At 29.8% G+C, this 19,471-nt stretch carries 18 protein-coding genes; 9 read left to right on the top strand and 9 right to left on the bottom strand.

Annotated elements, in window-relative coordinates:
- The first annotated feature begins 83 nt into the window (after positions 1-83).
- The 5 genes from CHB67_RS01995 (at position 84) to CHB67_RS01975 (ending at position 4,508) form a co-directional block, all read left to right on the top strand.
- Complete coding sequence (locus CHB67_RS01995) at positions 84-1,214, top strand: ABC transporter substrate-binding protein (protein WP_089380058.1); 1,131 nt, start codon at positions 84-86, stop codon at positions 1,212-1,214.
- A 20-nt stretch (positions 1,215-1,234) separates the two neighbouring features.
- Entirely contained in the window at positions 1,235-1,996 is a 762-nt protein-coding gene (locus CHB67_RS01990) for a hypothetical protein (protein ID WP_089380057.1), read from the top strand.
- 101 nt (positions 1,997-2,097) lie between these two features.
- Positions 2,098-2,919, top strand: coding sequence for a hypothetical protein (locus CHB67_RS01985; RefSeq protein ID WP_217900240.1), 822 nt, complete (start codon positions 2,098-2,100; stop codon positions 2,917-2,919).
- A 42-nt stretch (positions 2,920-2,961) separates the two neighbouring features.
- Entirely contained in the window at positions 2,962-3,501 is a 540-nt protein-coding gene (locus CHB67_RS01980; protein ID WP_089380056.1) for a hypothetical protein, read from the top strand.
- 209 nt (positions 3,502-3,710) lie between these two features.
- The gene (locus tag CHB67_RS01975) at positions 3,711-4,508 is read left to right on the top strand and encodes a hypothetical protein (RefSeq protein ID WP_089380055.1); all 798 of its coding nucleotides are present in this window, start codon (positions 3,711-3,713) and stop codon (positions 4,506-4,508) included.
- Between the two features lie 500 nt (positions 4,509-5,008).
- Here CHB67_RS01975 and CHB67_RS01970 read toward each other — a convergent pair whose 3' ends face one another.
- Complete coding sequence (locus CHB67_RS01970) at positions 5,009-6,745, bottom strand: ABC transporter ATP-binding protein (protein ID WP_089380054.1); 1,737 nt, start codon at positions 6,743-6,745, stop codon at positions 5,009-5,011.
- A 120-nt stretch (positions 6,746-6,865) separates the two neighbouring features.
- Positions 6,866-10,087 (bottom strand): hypothetical protein, encoded by a 3,222-nt coding sequence (locus CHB67_RS01965; RefSeq protein ID WP_089380053.1) that lies wholly within the window; start codon positions 10,085-10,087, stop codon positions 6,866-6,868.
- Positions 10,088-10,256: 169 nt separating this feature from the next.
- On the opposite strand from CHB67_RS01965, the gene CHB67_RS01960 reads away from it, so the two are divergent.
- The gene (locus CHB67_RS01960; RefSeq protein ID WP_089380052.1) at positions 10,257-11,234 is read left to right on the top strand and encodes an NAD-dependent epimerase/dehydratase family protein; all 978 of its coding nucleotides are present in this window, start codon (positions 10,257-10,259) and stop codon (positions 11,232-11,234) included.
- A gap of 1 nt (position 11,235) precedes the next feature.
- On the top strand, positions 11,236-11,985 hold the full coding sequence (locus CHB67_RS01955) for a DUF1295 domain-containing protein (protein WP_089380051.1): 750 nt from the start codon (positions 11,236-11,238) through the stop codon (positions 11,983-11,985).
- Between the two features lie 4 nt (positions 11,986-11,989).
- Here CHB67_RS01955 and CHB67_RS01950 read toward each other — a convergent pair whose 3' ends face one another.
- From CHB67_RS01950 to CHB67_RS01940, 3 genes are all read right to left on the bottom strand, one after another.
- The gene (locus tag CHB67_RS01950) at positions 11,990-13,105 is read right to left on the bottom strand and encodes a DEAD/DEAH box helicase (protein WP_089380050.1); all 1,116 of its coding nucleotides are present in this window, start codon (positions 13,103-13,105) and stop codon (positions 11,990-11,992) included.
- 134 nt (positions 13,106-13,239) lie between these two features.
- Positions 13,240-13,680, bottom strand: coding sequence for a cold-shock protein (locus tag CHB67_RS01945; protein ID WP_089380049.1), 441 nt, complete (start codon positions 13,678-13,680; stop codon positions 13,240-13,242).
- 235 nt (positions 13,681-13,915) lie between these two features.
- A complete protein-coding gene (locus CHB67_RS01940; RefSeq protein ID WP_089380048.1) occupies positions 13,916-14,410 on the bottom strand; it encodes an ecotin family protein in 495 nt (164 codons plus the stop codon).
- Positions 14,411-14,624: 214 nt separating this feature from the next.
- Here CHB67_RS01940 and CHB67_RS01935 point away from each other — a divergent pair, with 214 nt between their 5' ends.
- A complete protein-coding gene (locus CHB67_RS01935; RefSeq protein ID WP_089380047.1) occupies positions 14,625-15,056 on the top strand; it encodes a hypothetical protein in 432 nt (143 codons plus the stop codon).
- Between the two features lie 92 nt (positions 15,057-15,148).
- Positions 15,149-16,378, top strand: coding sequence for a glycosyltransferase family 4 protein (locus tag CHB67_RS01930; protein WP_089380046.1), 1,230 nt, complete (start codon positions 15,149-15,151; stop codon positions 16,376-16,378).
- Position 16,379: 1 nt separating this feature from the next.
- Here CHB67_RS01930 and CHB67_RS01925 read toward each other — a convergent pair whose 3' ends face one another.
- From CHB67_RS01925 to CHB67_RS01910, 4 genes are all read right to left on the bottom strand, one after another.
- A complete protein-coding gene (locus CHB67_RS01925) occupies positions 16,380-16,766 on the bottom strand; it encodes an acyl-CoA thioesterase (protein WP_089380045.1) in 387 nt (128 codons plus the stop codon).
- Positions 16,767-17,183: 417 nt separating this feature from the next.
- Positions 17,184-17,330, bottom strand: a complete 147-nt coding sequence (locus CHB67_RS17105) for a hypothetical protein (RefSeq protein WP_176461189.1) — start codon at positions 17,328-17,330, stop codon at positions 17,184-17,186.
- A gap of 17 nt (positions 17,331-17,347) precedes the next feature.
- A complete protein-coding gene (locus CHB67_RS01920) occupies positions 17,348-17,842 on the bottom strand; it encodes a CAP domain-containing protein (protein WP_089380044.1) in 495 nt (164 codons plus the stop codon).
- A gap of 592 nt (positions 17,843-18,434) precedes the next feature.
- Complete coding sequence (locus CHB67_RS01910; protein WP_245813396.1) at positions 18,435-18,878, bottom strand: MarR family winged helix-turn-helix transcriptional regulator; 444 nt, start codon at positions 18,876-18,878, stop codon at positions 18,435-18,437.
- Between the last annotated feature and the right edge of the window lie 593 nt (positions 18,879-19,471).

Here is a 19,471-nt window from a genome sequence, read left to right as displayed (position 1 = left end):
CAAATCTATAATAAATCAAGATATTTGCATTGTAAATAATAGACAATTTACAAGATTCAACATATTAAATTAAAACATTTACAATGAAAACAAAGCATTCAGGAAGACGTGATTTTCTAAAAAAAACAGCACTATCTGCAGGAGCCATTTCAGTATTTAGTTTAAGTAGTTTTACAGAATATAAAGCCGAGGAAAATAATGAAATAATAGGCTTACCACTTAAAATTGCAGGCTATGATGTTGATCGGTTAAAAGCCTTGGCTACAGGAAAAGTTGAAATAGAAGGTTGCTCATTTACCTTTAAAAAAGACGCAATTGGTGATATAAACACCAATGTATTTAGTGGCCCGCAAGATTACGATGTTTGCGAAATTGGTTTACATCCTTTTATGTTGGCATATGCTAACGAAGGTTTCAGAGATTATCAATTACTACCAATATTTCCTTTACGTGTTTTTAGGCATAAAAGTGTCTTTGTTCGTACCGATAGTGGAATTACATCTCCAAAACAGTTGATAGGAAAAAAGGTAGGTACTCCAGGTTATTCATCAACCTCATTAACTTGGATGCGAGGTATATTTCAGGATGAATATGGATTAAAACCTGAGGACGTTGAATGGATAATGTCCAATGAAGATTCATCAAAAGATACTGCAGGCAATATTTCTAAACAAGAACAGGTTGCACCAGATGGCATTACCGTGAAATTAGGTCCCGCTGGCCAGGACGAATCAGACTTGTTATTGTCTGGTGAAATAGATGCCTTATTTCATGCTGCTGAACCAAAAGCATATGCACAAGGTAACCCAAACGTAAGAAGATTGTTTCCAAATTCAAGAAAAACGGAACAAGATTATTTTCAAAAAACAGGTGTTTTCCCAATGATGCATGCTGTTGCCATACGTAAAAGTTTAATAGAGAAAAACCCTTGGTTAGTTGAAGCTGTATTTAACGCATATTCAACATCCAAAATAATGGATTTTTCATTTATGACAAAACTAGGATGGGCTTATAGTTCGCTTCCTTGGTTTGCTCAAGAGTTTGAGGAGACAAAAAAAGTTATGGGAGCCAATTACTGGCCGTATGGAATTGAGAGCAATAAAAAAGCCTTAGAAAATCTTTTTAGATACTCATACGAACAAGGGCTAAGCAAAAATTTACTGACTATCAATGATTTATTTGTTTCATCATCATTAAATTTAAAAGAAAAATAATAATTTTAACAAGTATAATTATGATTGTAGGAATAGTTGCGTTATTAACTGTACTGTTTTTTGGAGGACCAAATGAGATGTTTTATGTAGATGATATAGAAAAAGGTATAAAAAAGAACATAGAGGAAAAAGAAAGAAAAAAGGAAATTTTAGCGGATTTTAAATTTACAAAGTCTATAAGTAAAGAGTACGAGAAGGAAAGAAAAAAAGGCTTTAAGGAATTTAAAGCGTTGTATAACAATAATAAAACAACAAAAAATCAACTAGAATCATTCTTTAATTCACTTCAAAAAAACAGAGGTGAATATCAAAATAAAATGATTGATCAACGAATTTTAATTTTTGAAAAAATTGAGTCTCAAGAATGGCATAATATAATAGAATCATCGATTACAGTATTGGAGAAAAGAACTGAAAAAATCGAAAAAAAAGCTTTAAAAAGTAAAGAGAGTTATAGAAAAACTCAAGTAAAAATAGAAAGTGTTATTGTTAACAATACCCAAAAGGAATCTATTCTAAAAGGGCTTGAAAGTTTTATAAATACATCAGATGATTTAGAAAAAACACTTAGTTCAATAAATGCGAGTGAGAATAAAATTCTTGCAGATAAAAATTCTAGTAAAGAAGATTTACTAGAATTAATTAGTAATGATTCTGCTAAAAGAAATGCATATAAAAATTCAATTATCAATTTTCACCTAATTGTGAAAGAAAATAGTTCTGATGAGGTATTTATTAATATCATGAAAACCTTTTTTAAAGAATCAGAGATTAATGCTTAATAACCTAATCATTTAATAAATTTAGAAGTACTAAACATAATGTAAATCTTATGTTTTGTACTTTTAATGGATTAATGTTTTTTTATAAATTAAATAACAAAATGAAAAAAATAATATATCTACTATTTTTCCTTGCAAGTTCATTTTTATTTGCTCAGGAGAATGATCCAACTTCAGAAATGTCTGAAGCAGCAGAAGAAGCAGCTTTGGCAAAGGCAACTCAAAACCCTTTGGCTGCAATGTATAGTTTGCCATTTCAAAATAATACTACTTTTAATGTAGGTCCATATAAAAGAACTCAAAATGTATTAAACATACAGCCAGTAATACCTGTTTCAATTAGTGAAAATATTAACTTGATTAACCGAATTATTATACCAGTAATTACACAGCCATCATTTACTGAAGATGCTAGTTCTACAGGATTGGGAGATATAAGTTATACTGCTTGGTTTTCACCAACCAAAGCTTCTAAAATAACTTGGGGTGTAGGTCCTGCTTTTCAAATTGGTAGCTCATCTGGCAGTGCATATGGAAGTGGTGAATTTGGTTTAGGCCCATCAGTAGTTGCACTTACTATGATTAAAAAATGGGTAGCTGGAGTTGTTGTTAACAACGTTTGGACTTTTGGAGATGTAAAAGAAAATAAATTTTTATTTCAATATTTTGTGAATTATAATTTACCAAATGCAGTATATGTTGTTTCTGCACCAATTTTAACATCAAATTGGAATGCACCTAGTGGAGATCAATGGATTGTTCCTTTTGGAGGCGGAATTGGAAAAGTATTTAAATTAGGCAAACAGCCAATTAATATAAATGCTCAAGGATATTATAATGCGGTTAAACCAGAAGGTTGGGGTGATTGGCAAATGAGATTACAAGTGCAATTATTGTTTCCTAAAGGAAAAAATAGGGAGTAAAAAAGAGTCTTTTAATAAAAAAATCATTTTAATTTTATAAGCATGTTTAAAATCTATTTACTATCCTTTTTATTTTTATTTACCGGAAATATTTTTGGACAATCACAAGAGAATTTATCTCATAGCGAACATGGACTTAAAAACTTTAGGGTTGCAATTAATTTAGGGCATGTATTTATCCCTAGTGCATTAATTTCTGATAAAAAATTTGCTGTATTACCTGTTTTAGGTCTTGATGTTCAATACTGGTTTAGTCATAAATGGGGGGTTGGATTAAAAAATGATATTGAAATTGCCAATTATTTTGTTGAAAGAGATGATGAAACCATATTAGAAAGAGAAAACCCTGTTATTGTTTCACTCCCTGTTTATTTTAGTCCTTGGGATAACGGAGTTACTTTTTTATTGGGGCCAGGGATTGAATTAGACGATCATGAGAATTTATCCGTTTTTAGAATTGGAGTTGGTTATGAAATTGAAGTTGCTCATCATTGGGATTTTGCACCTGAAATAGTTTATGATTTAAAAAATGGTCATATAAATGCTTTTACCATCGCTATTGGTGTTGGTAAAAGATTTTAAACGATATTGTTTCGGTAGCTCCAATTATTTGATATGTTTATAATTAGAATAAAAAGATAATTCATTTGAATATTATGTTGAGTTTTTTGACTATTAGAAGAAGATATATTACACACATAGAAAAACAGTATAGAATAATGAAAATTAGAATTATTTTTTTTAAAATACTCAATACTTACTTATTCGTTTGTTTATTTTTTATAATTTCAATGAGTAGTTTTGCACAGAACGACTCCATAAACAAGGCAGAATTAGCTAAAATTAGTAGAGAACTTGACAATCCATTAGCAAAACGCTGGTCTTTGGTTTTTCAAGAAAATATCTCAATTAATAGTGGTAATTTAGTTGAAGGAGAAGTAATATCAAATACGTTTTTCTTTCAACCAGCATTACCTATTCCTGTTGGGAATAATGCTGTTTTTACTGCTCGTCCGGTTTTTCCACTGGTAACGCAACCAAATTTTGAAGAAGACCCAACAGGGAATACTAAAAAAACAGGTTTTGGTGATATTCAGATGGCAACCTTAATTGGTCCTGGAAATGCTAGTGGCTGGGTTTGGGGAGCTGGTGCTTCATTTGTTTTTCCTACTGCAAGTAGTCCAGAACTTGGAAGAGGAAAATATCAGGCTGGTCCAGCATTTATGCTCTTTCATTTAGGAAAGTATTGGACAAAGGGATTATTTGTACAGCAATGGTGGTCTTATGCAGGTAATAATATGCGAAATGATGTATCTACAATGGATTTTCAATATGTTTTTAGAAGAAATTTTGGAACAATGTCTATTGGTTTAGGGCCAACCGTTAGTATCGATTGGACTAAAAAAGGAAAAGATGCTGTAACTTTCCCTATTGGTTTAGGTATTACAAAAACTGTGAAAATGGGTAAATTTCCTGTGAAGATGAGGTTTGAGCCACAATACAGTTTAATTAGACCCGATGATTATGGTAATATTTGGAATATTCGAATTCAAATTGTACCAGTAATTAAAAGCCCTTTTTTAGATTAATTGAATAATTTGAGAACTAAACTTAAAATTATATTTGTTCTTGTTTTACTAAGAGTAGGTTTTCAACCTATTATGAACCTAAGTTCTACGCATGACAAATCATCTTTTAGCATGTGAAAATCAGCAAATTTAGCGCGTTAAACATTTAAAATTAAGAATATTAATAAAATACCAAGAAACTTAAATTGACGATGGGTGGCTTTATGGATTAAAGCTCTATATGAATGTAAACGATAAAGGTGAACTACTTGATTTTATAATCACTCCTAAAATATAAGGGGCTAAAATATAAAGCTCCTTTGAAAGAGGTTAAGATTGAAAATGATTTGGCTTATTATTACTATCTAAAAGTTCAATAAAGAAAAAATAAAATACTTGTTTTAAATGCTGTTAGAAACAAAATTATTCACATTATATTTGGTTTATTAAAAATCAAGAATTTTATCATAATCATTTGGTTATATCATAAAAATCGAAATGACGAAATTTAATGAGCTTGTTTATATTCTACTTTGATAGGTGTATAAATCAAAATACCTTCCTTTTTGAGCAATTAACTCATTGTGCTGTCCGCGCTCAACAATATGACCTTCTTCAATTACTAAAATTTGATCTGCTTGTTGAATGGTGCTTAGCCTATGCGCAATTACAAACGTAGTTCTATCTTTCATTAAAACGCTCAAACTTTTTTGAATATACGATTCGCTTTCAGTATCTAAATTTGAAGTGGCTTCATCTAAAATAATTATCTTAGGATTTGCTAACAAAGCTCTTGCAATAGAAATTCGCTGGCGTTGACCTCCTGAAAGTTTTACTCCTCTTTCTCCTATCACCGTTTCTAAACCTTCTTCAAAACGATCTGTAAATTCATTTACATACGCACCTTTTACAGCTTCTTGTAACTGCGCTTCAGTAGCATTTGGTCTTGGAAATAATATGTTTTCACGAATGGTGCCTTCATATAAAAAATCATCTTGCAAAACAACACCTAAGTTATTTCTAAAACTACTTAAATTCACTTTCGACAAATCAATCGCATCTAATGTGATTTTTCCTCTTGAAGGATTTAAAAAAGTAGCCGCCAAACCTGCAATGGTAGATTTTCCTGAACCTGATGAACCAACAAGTGCGGTAACACTTCCTGAAGGAGCTTCAAAAGAAATGTTATGCAATACCTCTTTTCCTTTTTCGTAACTAAATGAAACATCTTTAAAAATAATATCTCCCTTAATTTCATCTAATACAACAGTTCGTTGCTCAGGATTATCTTCTTCAGGCATATTCATAAGTTCCTGAGTTCTATCTAAACCAGCCATTGCTTCGGTTATTTGACTTCCAATATTGCTCATTTGAACAATTGGTGCTACCATAAAACCTAACAATAACGTAAATTGAATAAATTCACCTAAAGTCATTGTTTCATTCATCATATAATAACCTCCAATTCCCATAATTCCTGCGGAAGCCAAACCTATTAAAAAAGTAGATGAACTTGTAATAATTGCAGTGGCTATTAAACTCTTTTTAACGTTTAAAAATAATTCTTCAACCCCTTTTTCAAAAGTTATATTTTCTTGTTCTTCAGCATTAAAACCTTTAATTACACGCACTCCGTTTAAAGTTTCGGTTAATCTACCTGATACTTCTGCATTAATTTTTCTTCGGGCTTTAAATATTGGGCGAATTACTCCAAATGCTTTTAACATTACAAAGGCAAATAAAATAACTGGAACGAGCACTACAAATGTCATTGTAGCATTAATTTTCAACAACCAAATAAAAGAAACAATAGCTGTTATAGAACCTCCAATTAATTGAACTAGTCCGGTTCCTACTAAATTACGAACACCTTCAACATCAGACATTACACGTGAAACTAGTGCACCCGATTTATTATTGTCGAAAAAATTAATAGGCAATTTTAATAATTTACGTTGAACCTGTGCTCTTAATACTGAAATTAAATGCTGTGCTTCTACACTTAACAAACGTGTTAACGAAAACGATGTTAATGCTTGAATTAACAATGCAACAACCACAATAGCTATTAATTTATACAAACCATTTAAATCGCTAGTTGGTACAACATTATCTATCAACGTTTTGGTTTGAAGTGGTATTACCAATCCTGCCAAACTTTTTAAAATAATTAAGATTAAACCTATAGAAATTATTTTTCTTCTTGACCAAATAAACTCTTTAAATGCCCACGAAAAGGATACTTTATTTTTGCTCATAGGCAAATATAGACGAATAATTTTTGAAATCCTTACAGCTAAAAACAATTCATTATTTCATAAAAAAAGCTATCTAAAAATAGTTAGATAGCTTTTTTTATACTTTTAATTCTATTATTATTAGTTATAACTACTTCGTTTTGGTGTGTAATTATATAAAACACCACCCACAGCTTCAAATTCTTGTTCCAAAGCAGGTAATTTTACTTCAAATAAATTATTTAAGGCAGATTCTACTGAATTAAACATTTTTTCAGCTAAATCATATTGTTCTTTTTGAGTACCCGTAATATCAACTTGTGCAGAATATGTGGTGTAACGTGCAAAACGAAGTCTGCTTGAAACCGTATTTTTAGCTCCATAACCACCAATAATCACTTTTGAAACAGCATCAACTTCATTTTGTATAGCATCAATTTTAGCAGTTAACACACTTGCCTCAACAGCCGTTTTTCCTAAAATAGATTTCATACTTTTTAATTGAGTATTTATAGCTTTAATTTTACCACTTGCAGCATTAACCAGGGTATTTAAATCATTAACTCCTTTTAAAAATTCAAAATTGGTGCTATAATTTGGAGTTCCTAAAGCATTTGGAATGGCTGTTACTTTAAAGGCTTGTGGCTCAACTAATCGTGTAAAAACACCATTCATATTTTTATCAATTGCTACTTTATAAGTTCCTGGTGGTACTTTTGGTCCACGACTTGTTAAGTAACTTAAATCCCAAGTAACTGTCTGATAACCTTTAGCTAATGGCTTAGAAATTTTACGCATAATTTGTCCGTTTTCATCATAAATAGTAAAAACTAAGGTTGGTTTTACTTCTTTAGCTTCAGCCAACAATTCTTCTTCAGTAGGATATACAAAAGTTCCTCCAGATTTCTCAACCGCTTTCATTCTCTTTTGACGTTGCACCTTCAAGCTTTCAAGACCATTTTTAATAAAATATTCAAACTTCGCAGCTGGTTTTGGGTTTGGAGCCCTAAAATGAACATCACCTTGGTAACTTAAATTATTTGAAGGAAAATATAACAAGGCTTCATTCACATCAAATAAATGTGCCTCTTTTTTAGTTACTTCTTTAGTTAAACTTCTTAAAGAACTGTAATTATCTAGCACATAAAAACCACGTCCAAAAGTAGCAACTACCAAATCATTTTCACGCTCTTGAATGGTTAACTCTTTAACCTGAATAGTTGGTAATCCATTTTTAATTTGCACCCATTTTTCACCACCATCAATGGTTGTCCATACACCCCACTCTGTACCTATAAATAAAATGTTTGCATCAATAGGATCTTCAATAATGCAATATATTGTTCCCGAAGGTAAATTTGAAGCTATTGAAGACCATGTTTTACCTTTATCGGTACTTTTAATTAAATATGGTTTAAAATCACTGCTGTTTTTTCGTCCATCAAAACAAGCGTAAACTGTATTTACATCATGTTGAGAAGGCGTAATATAATTTACAAAAGTCATTGCTGGTACACCTGAGAACTTTTCATATTTTGTCCAATTTTCTCCATCATTTTCAGTTAACCAAATTAAACCATCATCTGTTCCTACATACAACATACCTTGTTTTAAGGGCGATTCAGACAATGCAAATATATTTCCAAATTTTGAAGTAGACATATTTTTAGCCACTGCTTCAGGTTGCCAAAGTTTCCCCATCATTGGCAAGGTATTTTGATCAATACCTCTTGTCATATCTCCACTCACTTTTTTCCAAGTACCTCCCATATCTGTACTTTTGAATACATAATTACCACCAACATACAAAGTTTTTGGGTTAAATTTACTAATAAAATAAGGTGTATTCCAGTTCCAGTTATACTCCTCATCTTCTGTTGGTTGCGGTTGAATTGAAATACTGTTTCCTGTAGTTCTATCATAACGTCTTAATCCACAATATTGAGATTCACAATAGTGAATATCAGGATTACTAGGATCAGGTATTGATAAATAACCATCTCCTCCAATGGCATGTGTCCAATCAGCATTTACAATGTATTTTCGGTGAGTTTGTGAAGGTCCAAACCAAGAACCATTGTCTTGAGCACCACCATACACGTTGTAAAAAGGATAATCATTATCGGTTCTTACGTGGTAATATTGTGTAATTGGTAAATTGTTTTTAAACTGCCACGTTTTTGCTCGGTCATAAGTTTCATAAATTCCTCCATCGCAACCTGCAATAAAGTGATTGGTGTCAGTAGGATCAATCCAAAGTGCATGATTGTCTACGTGTTTGTTATTTCCTTCAATATTTTCCCAAGTTTTTCCTCCGTCAGAAGAAAGCCCGTTATAAGTATCCATTAAAATAACCACATTCGGATTTATAGGGTCCGCATACAATTCATTATAATATTGCGGACTAGAAGTACCTTTATCGCTTCTTTTTTCCCAGCTTTCGCCCATATCACTTGAACGGTAAAAACCACTTTTATTTTCTGGCAACTCAATAACTGCATACACAATATCAGGATTTGCTGGTGCAACAGCCAAACCAATACGACCAATATCTCCTTTTGGCAAACCTTTACTTACTTTATTCCAAGTTTTACCTGCATCAACAGATTTATATATGGCAGATTTAGGTCCTCCATTTATTTTTGAATACACTCTTCGCTCTCTCTGATGCGATGCTGCATATAAAATATCTGGATTTCTAGGGTCCATTTCTAAATCTGAAACTCCTGTATACTCTCCAATTTGCAATACTCTTTCCCAAGTTTTTCCACCGTTAATAGTTTTATACAAGCCACGTTCACCTCCTGGCCCCCAAGCTTGCCCTTGAGCAGCCACATAAACAACATTGTTATTTCTAGGGTCAATTAATATTTTTCCTATTTGAGAACTTGTTTTTAAGCCCATATTTGTGAAAGATTTACCACCATCAGTAGTTTTATACACACCGTCACCATAAGCTAAATTACGCTGTGTATTATTTTCACCTGTACCAACCCAAACAACATTTGAATTGTTAGGATCCATTGCCAAACAACCTATTGAAAAAACTTTTTGATCATCAAAAATTGGTTTAAATGTTGTTCCGTGATTTGTTGTTTTCCAGAGACCTCCAGAAGCAACTCCAACATAGTATTCTGAAGTATTTTCAGGGTTTACAGCTAAATCTGATATTCTTCCAGAATATGCTGCAGGACCAATACTTCTAAAACTGAACATGTTTAACATATTACTTGTTAGTTCCACTTGATCTTTTTTTGATACAGCTTTCTTATTCCTTTTTTGAGCAACTATTTCTAAGGGTAAAAACAATAATAAGATTATTAAGGAAGAAAATACCTTAGATATTTTTAGGGTTTTAGGCATAATTAATTGATTGAAATTAAAATTTTGTTTTAAAATATAAATGTACACGTTTTTTTGAAAAAAATATGTTCAGATTGAACACTGTTTTTTTAACACTAAAATGATGTCTTCAATAAAATAACTATTCTAAAAATAATGGTAAATTAGAGTTTTAAAAGAAATTATTTTAATGGTGCTTACAAAAAAAATAGCGATTACTGGCGGAAGTGGACATTTAGGTTATAGCTTAATACAGGCGTTACTAAAAATTGGCTACACTGTAAATGCATTATACACTTCAAATTTACCTTCTTTTAAACATATCAATTTAACCTGGATAAAAGGTGATATTACCGATACTGAAATAATTGCTCAATTGATAGAAGATTGCAGTATTGTAATTCACGCAGCAGGAATGATTTCTATTGGAGATAAAAATCCTAAAGAAGTATACCGTATAAATGTTCTTGGCACTCAAACACTTGTTAACACATGTGTAAAAAAACAACAAACCAAACTCATTTATATTAGTTCATCAAATGCTGTAAAAGAAGGGAAAAAAAATATAATTTTTGATGAAACAAGACCCTATAAAACAAGTAATGATTTTATGTATCCTTTTTCAAAAGCTGAGGCTGAAAAAGTTGTTTTACAAGCTGTGAAAAATCATCAATTAAATGCTTTTATCATTCGTCCAACCTCAATTGTTGGCCCACCAGACAACAAACCATCTCTTTTAGGGCAAACCATTTTAGATATAAAAAACAATAAACTCCCTATAATAACTACAGGAGGTTATAATTTAGTTGATGTTAGAGACTTAACCCAAACTATTATAAATAGTTTTATACTAGGTGAAATTGGGGAAATTTATCTTGTTGGCGGAACTTATATTTCGGTTGAAGACATTGCAAAAGTTGCTAATAAACACAATAAACCTCTTAAAATATCTCTTAATTTACTATTGTATTTAATGCCAATTATAAACGGTTATCGAAAATTTTTTAAGTTGAAATATCCAATTACTAAAGAGAGCATCTCTACTTTAAAACACGCGCCAAAAAACATGGACATTACAAAAGCTAAAATCAAATTAAAACATATATCAAGACCTGCTATTGAATCAATACAAGATTTTATTGTTTGGTCTGAACAAAATAACCGTTAAAATGACTTTAGAAACCTTTCACTTAATTTGTATTATTTGGACTATAATTGGTGTAGCTACTTTTATTTTATTACAATTTGTAACGGCACCTTATGGAAGACATTTAAAAAAAGGTTGGGGTCCTGAAATTTCAAATAAATTAGGGTGGATTTTAATGGAACTTCCCTCTTTTGCTATTATTTTATATTTTTATGTAACGTCAAACCAAAGTAATTATGCTACTGTTTTAACCTTGTTATGGTTATTTCATTATTTGAATCGGACTTTTATTTTTCCTTTAAGAATAAGAACAAAGGGAAAAAAAATGCCTTTAGCTATTGTTACTTCGGCAATCTTTTTCAATTTTATTAATGCGGGATTGAATGGTTACTTTTTGGCCAATTTTGAAAACTATACGAATACAAATTTCGGTGATTGGAATTTTATATTAGGTAGTATTTTTTTTAGTATCGGATTCATTTCAAACCAAATAAGTGACACTATTTTAATAAATTTAAGAAAACCAGGAGAAACAGGTTATAAAATTCCGAAAGGTTTTTTGTTCAAACTTATTTCTTGTCCAAATTTATTTAGTGAATTTTTGCAATGGAGTGGTTTTGCGATTATGGCTTGGAATTACCCTGCAACAACCTTCTTAATATGGACTGCTGCAAACTTATTTCCACGAGCTACTAAACACCACAAATGGTATCAATCAAATTTTTCAGAATATCCAAAAAACAGAAAAGCCATTATTCCTTGGATTTGGTAACCATTTATTTTATTTCAATAAACCGAATTCCCAATTCTTTTTGAAGTTCGTGAATTTTAGGTAATTCTCCAGGAGTAATCAAAGCAATTGAATACCCTGTTTTACCTGCTCTAGCAGTTCTCCCACTTCTATGTGTATAATATTCTATTTGCTCAGGTAATTGATGATGCACAATAAAAGCTAAGTTACTAACATCAATTCCACGTGCTGAAACATCTGTTGAAATTAACACTTGAGTACTACCATTTTTAAAAGCTCTCATTGTTTTTTCACGATCACGCTGTTGCATATCACCTTCTAAAGCACCTACTGAAAAACCTTCTTCTTTTAACGATTCCATTAAATTTTGAGTTCCTGCCTTAGTTCTACAAAAAATAATTCCACGATCGTTTTGCCTTTTTTCCAATAGTTGAATCAAAAGATTCACTTTATCCTTTACTTCGGTTTTTATGTATTGATGCGTAATATTTGCATTTACAATTGAATTTTTATTAACTGCAACTCTAGGAGCATTAACATCCATATACGACTTTACAATACGCTTAATTTCTTCAGGCATTGTAGCTGAAAACAACCAAGTATTACTAGTACCGCTAGTATATTTTAAAATTCTATTTAAATCTTGTTTAAAACCCATGCTCAACATTTCATCAGCTTCATCTAAAACAATGGTTTTAATATGATCTAATTTTACATCGCCTCTTTCTATCAAATCAATTAAACGTCCCGGGGTGGCAACAATCACATGTGTAGTTCTTTTTAAGGCTTTTATCTGAATGTCAATTTTTTCTCCACCATAAACTCCTTCAATAAAAATGCGTTCATTTACATATTTTGTAAATTTGAATAATTGCTTTTTTATTTGTTGCGCTAATTCACGTGTTGGAGCTAAAATAAGTGCTTGAACATTTGGTGAAGATGCATCAATACTTTGTAAAATAGGCAATCCAAAAGCTGCTGTTTTACCAGTACCCGTTTGTGCTAAACCAATAAAATCGGTTTTAGATTTTAATAAAATTGGAAGTGCTCTTTCTTGAATTTCAGTAGGTATTTTAATTCCTAATTCTTTTAATCCTGTAATATATTCCTTTTTAACCCCTAAATTTGAAAATGACGACATCTATTATTTTTATTTTGAAAGTGCAAAGATACGTTTATTTAAAAGGTTTTAATAAAATAGTTTTTATTGAAATTAAGGCATAAAAAAAGCTACTAAAAAGTAGCTTTATTTGAATTATAAATCAATATTATTTATTAAATTTTCTTTACTCTAACAGCATTCATTCCTTTCAAACCTCTTTCTAATTCAAAAGTAACTTTATCATTTTCAGCAATTTGATCTATTAATCCGCTTACATGCACAAAATATTTTTCTTGTGAAGTTGTGTCAATAATAAATCCAAATCCTTTAGATGTATCAAAAAATGAAACTTTACCTTGCTTATCTGCAGACTCTTCCTCTTCTCTATCCTCTTTTTTAGGAATACCAATTTCTATACTGGCTGCATCAACTTTAATTTTATTTGCTGGATCTGGTGGCGTATCAGTTAATTGCCCAAATTCATCAACATATACAAACATGCTTTCTTGTCCACTTGCTTTACGCTCTTCTTTTTTAAGTTGTTTGTCTTTTTTTCTTTTTAAACGTTTCTTTTCTCTTTCTTTTTTACCAAAGGTTTCTTGTGATCCTGCCATTAATTTATAAAATTATTTTTTTAAATGTTAATCTGTTTTTTCCTCAACAGTGAAGGTTGTCTTTTGAACTAACGTGACTCAAAATTATAAAAAACAACTCTTATAAGTTGTATTTAACAAAGAATAATCAAGCTTTAGAAAGGACTAGCACACAGTAATTTATATTTACCATAGCTTTTGCAAATATAAGGTTTCCATTTTAATTTTAATAATTCTTTTTACGCAATTTAAATTATTATTGCTGTTTTGCTTCAAATTCAACCTCATTTCGTTCCCAAATTTTATACTTTAAACTCATTTTATTAGGAAGATAAACAACAATCGGTATGTTACTATTATAGCGCACAAGGATAACAGACGACTTTACAAATTCTTCATGTTTTGAACTATTAGGACACGCCATACGTGTTCCCATAATATCTCCATTAGAATTAAATTCATAATAAGAATACCCCCAACCTTCCAAATTGTGTTTTATAAATTCACCCAATAATTGATACTTATTACAATCGACTTCTTCAATTTTCTCTGCATAAAGTTCTATTTGAAAATTTGCCTCATTTTGTTTAGGTTCTAACTGAATAGTGTACAAAGAAAATCCTTCTTTGGGAACAGGGTACATACTTATATCTAACTCTTTAAGTTCTGTAATTTTGTTTGTGTTTTCTTGACTAAAAACAAACACTGCAAAGAGCAATAAAATACTTGAAATAACTGTTTTTTTCATCATGATATTTAAATTTTTGTTTTACAAATCAATTATTGTTCCAAATTATTTTTTTATGAAATTACACTTACAACCTTTCCATTTTTGAAGAAAAAAGTAATTTATTGAATAGGTTGAAAACAGCTAAAATTCATCATAATTTGTGAATCTTAAAAAAATTAATTATTTTTTCATTAAATTACAATAAAATTAAAAAATAACTCAAAACGTTTAATCTATGCCAACTTCAACTAGTAAACCGCCTACACTTTTTTGGATAATTACTGTTTTAGCTCTTATTTGGAATATTATGGGAGTTATGGCTTATTTAGGCCAAGTTTATATAACTGATGAAATTTTAGCCTCACTTCCTGAAGCTGATCAATTGTATATAAAAAATGTAGAATCTTGGGTTACTGCTGCTTATGCTACTGCAGTATTTTCTGGTGTTTTTGGTTGTATTGCTTTATTAGTAAGAAAAAAAATTGCTAAACTTTTGTTTATAATATCCTTAATAGCTTTTCTTGCACAATCTGCTTATAACTTTTTTATTCAAGAATTTATGGAAGTTCAACCTTTACAAATGGCATGGTCATTTATAATTTTAAGCATCTGTATTTTTTTAGTTTGGTATGCAACTATAGCCACTAAAAGGGCTTGGGTTTCCTAATAAATTAATTAAATATAAAGCATAAGATTAACTCCACTTTTAAAAAGTAAAAGTTAAATAACTTCATCAAGTTTAGTACTTTTGAAATTAATATGAAAAAATTATTAATTATAGGATTTGTTTGGCCTGAACCTAATGCTACTGCAGCCGGAAGCAGAATGTTACAACTAATTAAATTATTTCAAAAAGATGGCTACACCATTACTTTTGGAAGTACTGCCTCTAAAACCGAAACAACTTTTAATTTAGAAAATATTGCTATTAACACTGTAAAGATTGAACTTAACAATACCAGTTTTGATGATTTTATTAAAGAATTAAATCCGAAAATAGTAGTATTTGATCGCTATTTAACTGAAGAACAGTTTGGTTGGAGAGTTTCAGAAAATTGCCCGAATGCACTTCGAATTTTAGATACTGAAGATTTACATTTCTTAAGAAATGCACGCATAACAGCTTTCAAGCAACAAACAAAAGTAACATTACCAATTTTAATGAACGAGGTTGCTAAACGTGAAATTGCTAGTATTTATCGTTGCGATTTAACACTCATAATTTCAAGCTATGAAATGAAATTATTAAAAAAAGTATTTAAAATTAATAAGTCCTTAGTACACTATATTCCTTTTTTAGTTGATCCTATTGAACCTTCAACTATAGTTACTCTTCCTTCTTTTGAAAAAAGAGCTAATTTTATGACGATAGGTAATTTTAGACATGAACCAAATTGGAATGCCGTTTTATATTTAAAAAATGATATTTGGCCATTAATTAGAAAACAATTACCAATGGCTGAAATGCATATTTATGGAGCTTATGTTCCAAATAAAGCGCAACAACTTCACAATGTGAAAGAAGGATTCTTAATTAAAGGTTGGGCTGAAAATGCGGAAACTACTTTTAAGAATAGTAAAGTTTGTTTAGCTCCTTTAAGATTTGGCGCAGGTTTAAAAGGAAAACTAATTGATGCTATGAAATATGGAGCACCAAGTGTAACTACTTCAATTGGTGCTGAAGCAATGCACCAAAATTTACCTTGGAATGGTTTTATTTGTGATTTACCACAAGATTTTGTCGACAGAGCTGTTGAACTTTATACCAAAAAGGAAGTATGGAGTGAAGCTCAAAAAAATGGATTTACTATTTTAAAAAAATGTTATGACAAAGCTACTTATGAAGAAAAACTGCTAAAAAAAATTGTAAAAATTGAACATAAAATTGAAAAGCATCGATTAAAAAACTTTATGGGCGCATTATTAATGCATCACTCTTTAAAAAGCACCAAATATTTAGCAAAATGGATTGAAGAAAAAAATAAATAATTTATTTTAATAATATTAGGATTTCTGAAGGAATACGAACAGCTTTCATTGATTCCACAGCTAATAAACACCAAGTAGTCTTGGCTTTAGCTAATAATTTATTTCCTTTTTTTATTTCAACAAAACGCTCAGATTTTGCACCACTACTAGCTCCTATCCAAGTATTAACTGTTATTTCATCACCTAAAACTCCCGGTAAAAAATAATCAATTTCATGGCGAAAAACCACCCAAACAAATTTTTCATTAATAGCTTCAGTGCTTAATTTAGCCCAATGTAATTCAGCTGCTTTAAGAACCCATTGAATATAAATTACATTATTTACATGGTTTAAATAATCAATTTCATTTTTTGAAACACTTAACTTGAACGTGAATACATTGTTCATTAAATCTTAAAATTTAAAAGTTTTTTAAATGTACATAATTAATGTTATTTTTTAAAAAAGAAAAAAAAATTGGAATTATTAATCTTATAGTATAAATTTACACTACCTAAAAGTTCAAGAACAATTTTTTAACATTATTTTTTTTTAAAAATATGGTTAAAAATTTTACAGTCGTAATAACTAGAGTATTAAAGAAATTATCGTGGGGACGACAGTTTTTTAGCTTTTATTGCGGCTGTTTTTTTTAATATACAAGTAAAACAGTTGTAAATAAAAAGTCTTAAAAATACTACCGTTGTGGGGACGACACTTATTAAGAAATTTATTACAACTGTTTTTTTAGTTGTGGGGACAACAATCTGCTACTTATTTTTTAAATAATACTATTATTTGTTGTGGGGAACGACAATTTTCTAGTTATACATTAATACTGATATTTACCGGTTTTACAATTTCACCTTTTTTATTTTTGAATTGAAAATGTGGTACTAAAGTGTTAACATACACTTCATTTAATTTCTTTTTAAATCTATTTTTTATTTTTTTTTCTTTAACTAAAATCATAATATATAGGTTTTAAATTAACGTTCAATAAAAATTTGCGTAAAGAAATTTCTTCCTTCTGAATTTTGTTCTGTTGAAATACCAAAGTGTGTGTAGTTTGGTTTTTCAATTACCAATCTATGCGGTTCACTATCTAGCCAAGCATTAAAAATATCTTTAGCTGTATTATAACCAAAACCTACATTCTCACCTACAAGTTTTGCTTTGGCATTTTTAACAAGTTGCTGATGTCTTAACTGAAAGTTATCATGACTAACTTTACCAACTTCAGCCATATAAGTAGTGTGTGTTTCGGCTACTGAAGAAATAATATTTAATTGTTCTAATGAATTTAATTGTTTAGAGATTCTATATTCATTTACTAATTCAAGAATATCAAGTTCTATTTTTGAATATTCTACATTTTCATTGGCTACTTTATCAAAGTATATACCATCATCTTCAGATGCACAAGAGGTAAATAAAAGACAAAGAATAACACAAGAGGTTAGGTAATTTTTTAAAGATTTCATGCTAGTTGAGGTTAATTTATTGGGGTTAAACTTTTCTGTTTATTTTTAAAATACAGCCGTAATTATCATCTTTTTAATTACCGTTGTGGGGATGAAAGGTTCAGATAAATAGGCTACGGCTGCTTTTAGAATATTCTTCAACCTTATTATTTCAATTTTAAATAACTTAAGAAATGAAACAATAAGATTGATCGAATAGGAATGTTTCAAAAGTAGGGGTTGATTTAGTGTACTTTGAAACATTTTGCTGCTTAGAATTGCAACATTGGGTGTATTTGGGTATATGAATTTAACATTCATGACTCGGGGTTTTAGGGTTTTGGGGTTGATTTATTTATTCTTAATTTTTAAAATAAGAGGTAGCTTCAAAGTTCTTACTAACCATCTAACAATCAAAGTATTTTCAGATTACTTATAAGTGTATGTGACTACAGTGAGACTACCTCTATAACTTTAGGGTTGATTTAATGTTTGTTTTTCATATTTTTTTCACTTTATAATTCCTGTTTTTTTTAACTTTTGTTATTTCAAAGCAAAATAATTAGGGGTATAACTATTTTGCTTAAAAACAACTTTATTTAGGGTTGATTTATTATTTTCTTATTTTTTCTAACAATTGATTTAAAGCTATTATTTCCGTCTGACTTAAATTACTAACAATCTCATTTTCAAATTCTGTATGAACAATTTCGATCTCGTCTAATAATGTCAATCCTTCTTCCGTAATATTAATATCAACTTTCCTCCTATTCTCTTCATTCTGAATTCTAGTAATTAATCCTTTTAACCGTAATTTTTCAACTAAACGAGTTGTATTACTGCTTTTACTTACCATTTCTGATTGAATAGATTGAAGATCTGCTGGTGCTCCTTTCAATGCTTTTAATGAACGTAAAACTTGAAATTGTTGAATTGAAATAGCATATTGCTTTAAATGATCTGAAAACTTTTCATTCATCCAGTTACCTGTATGCAAAATATTTGCAATTGTATAATCAGGTAAATTTAGCTCATCATTTTTTTCATTTTTATTCAACTTCGGGGGGACAACGTTTTTCTATACTACTGTTGTATATACGTCAAATGTATATACAATTATTAAAACCACCAAATATTTTTGTTAAAAACTTTCATTTTTTAACTTAAATAATCACTTTTTCAATAGAATCTATCATTGGATTGAAAAAATACTAAGTATCTACTACTTAAAGTAAAAAAGCACCTTAACACTTGTTATTCAATACGTTACAACTTAAATATCAATTACAACCTATAAATTAAACACCTTGAAAACTAGCTATTTAACCAAGAAGGAAAAAAATTGAAACAAAAAACACTTTTCAACAAAATTGTTAATAACTTTGATTTGAAATAATAATATTCAAGTATTGCAAAAAGAATAAATTACTAATTTATAAAGAATAAATCAATCGTTTTTAACTAAAAACAACCTTAAATTGATGAATTTTTAATTATTTAGTAATCAATTGAACTAAAAACTAAACTTATTTAATAACATTTAAGTCTAAATAATATGCCTATTCTATATTTAGAAAATATTATTGCTTTTAAACTCGTCTACTTTTTTGAATTGTTTAACAATAATTTTACCTAAAATTAGTATCATTG

The organism is Lutibacter agarilyticus, from assembly GCF_900188235.1.
Classification (GTDB): Bacteria; Bacteroidota; Bacteroidia; order Flavobacteriales; family Flavobacteriaceae; genus Lutibacter; species Lutibacter agarilyticus.
This window is presented reverse-complemented; position numbering and strand designations above follow the sequence as displayed.

Coding starts and splice junctions, on each gene's coding strand:
- CHB67_RS01955 (WP_089380051.1), top strand. CDS start 11,236: ATGACTTTAGAAACCTTTCACTTAATTTGTATTATTTGGACTATAATT.
- CHB67_RS01920 (WP_089380044.1), bottom strand. CDS start 17,842: ATGAAATCTTTAAAAAATTACCTAACCTCTTGTGTTATTCTTTGTCTT.
- CHB67_RS01975 (WP_089380055.1), top strand. CDS start 3,711: ATGAGTAGTTTTGCACAGAACGACTCCATAAACAAGGCAGAATTAGCT.
- CHB67_RS17105 (WP_176461189.1), bottom strand. CDS start 17,330: ATGATTTTAGTTAAAGAAAAAAAAATAAAAAATAGATTTAAAAAGAAA.
- CHB67_RS01935 (WP_089380047.1), top strand. CDS start 14,625: ATGCCAACTTCAACTAGTAAACCGCCTACACTTTTTTGGATAATTACT.
- CHB67_RS01965 (WP_089380053.1), bottom strand. CDS start 10,087: ATGCCTAAAACCCTAAAAATATCTAAGGTATTTTCTTCCTTAATAATC.
- CHB67_RS01925 (WP_089380045.1), bottom strand. CDS start 16,766: ATGAACAATGTATTCACGTTCAAGTTAAGTGTTTCAAAAAATGAAATT.
- CHB67_RS01940 (WP_089380048.1), bottom strand. CDS start 14,410: ATGATGAAAAAAACAGTTATTTCAAGTATTTTATTGCTCTTTGCAGTG.
- CHB67_RS01930 (WP_089380046.1), top strand. CDS start 15,149: ATGAAAAAATTATTAATTATAGGATTTGTTTGGCCTGAACCTAATGCT.
- CHB67_RS01985 (WP_217900240.1), top strand. CDS start 2,098: ATGAAAAAAATAATATATCTACTATTTTTCCTTGCAAGTTCATTTTTA.
- CHB67_RS01980 (WP_089380056.1), top strand. CDS start 2,962: ATGTTTAAAATCTATTTACTATCCTTTTTATTTTTATTTACCGGAAAT.
- CHB67_RS01945 (WP_089380049.1), bottom strand. CDS start 13,680: ATGGCAGGATCACAAGAAACCTTTGGTAAAAAAGAAAGAGAAAAGAAA.
- CHB67_RS01950 (WP_089380050.1), bottom strand. CDS start 13,105: ATGTCGTCATTTTCAAATTTAGGGGTTAAAAAGGAATATATTACAGGA.
- CHB67_RS01960 (WP_089380052.1), top strand. CDS start 10,257: ATGGTGCTTACAAAAAAAATAGCGATTACTGGCGGAAGTGGACATTTA.
- CHB67_RS01970 (WP_089380054.1), bottom strand. CDS start 6,745: ATGAGCAAAAATAAAGTATCCTTTTCGTGGGCATTTAAAGAGTTTATT.
- CHB67_RS01995 (WP_089380058.1), top strand. CDS start 84: ATGAAAACAAAGCATTCAGGAAGACGTGATTTTCTAAAAAAAACAGCA.
- CHB67_RS01990 (WP_089380057.1), top strand. CDS start 1,235: ATGATTGTAGGAATAGTTGCGTTATTAACTGTACTGTTTTTTGGAGGA.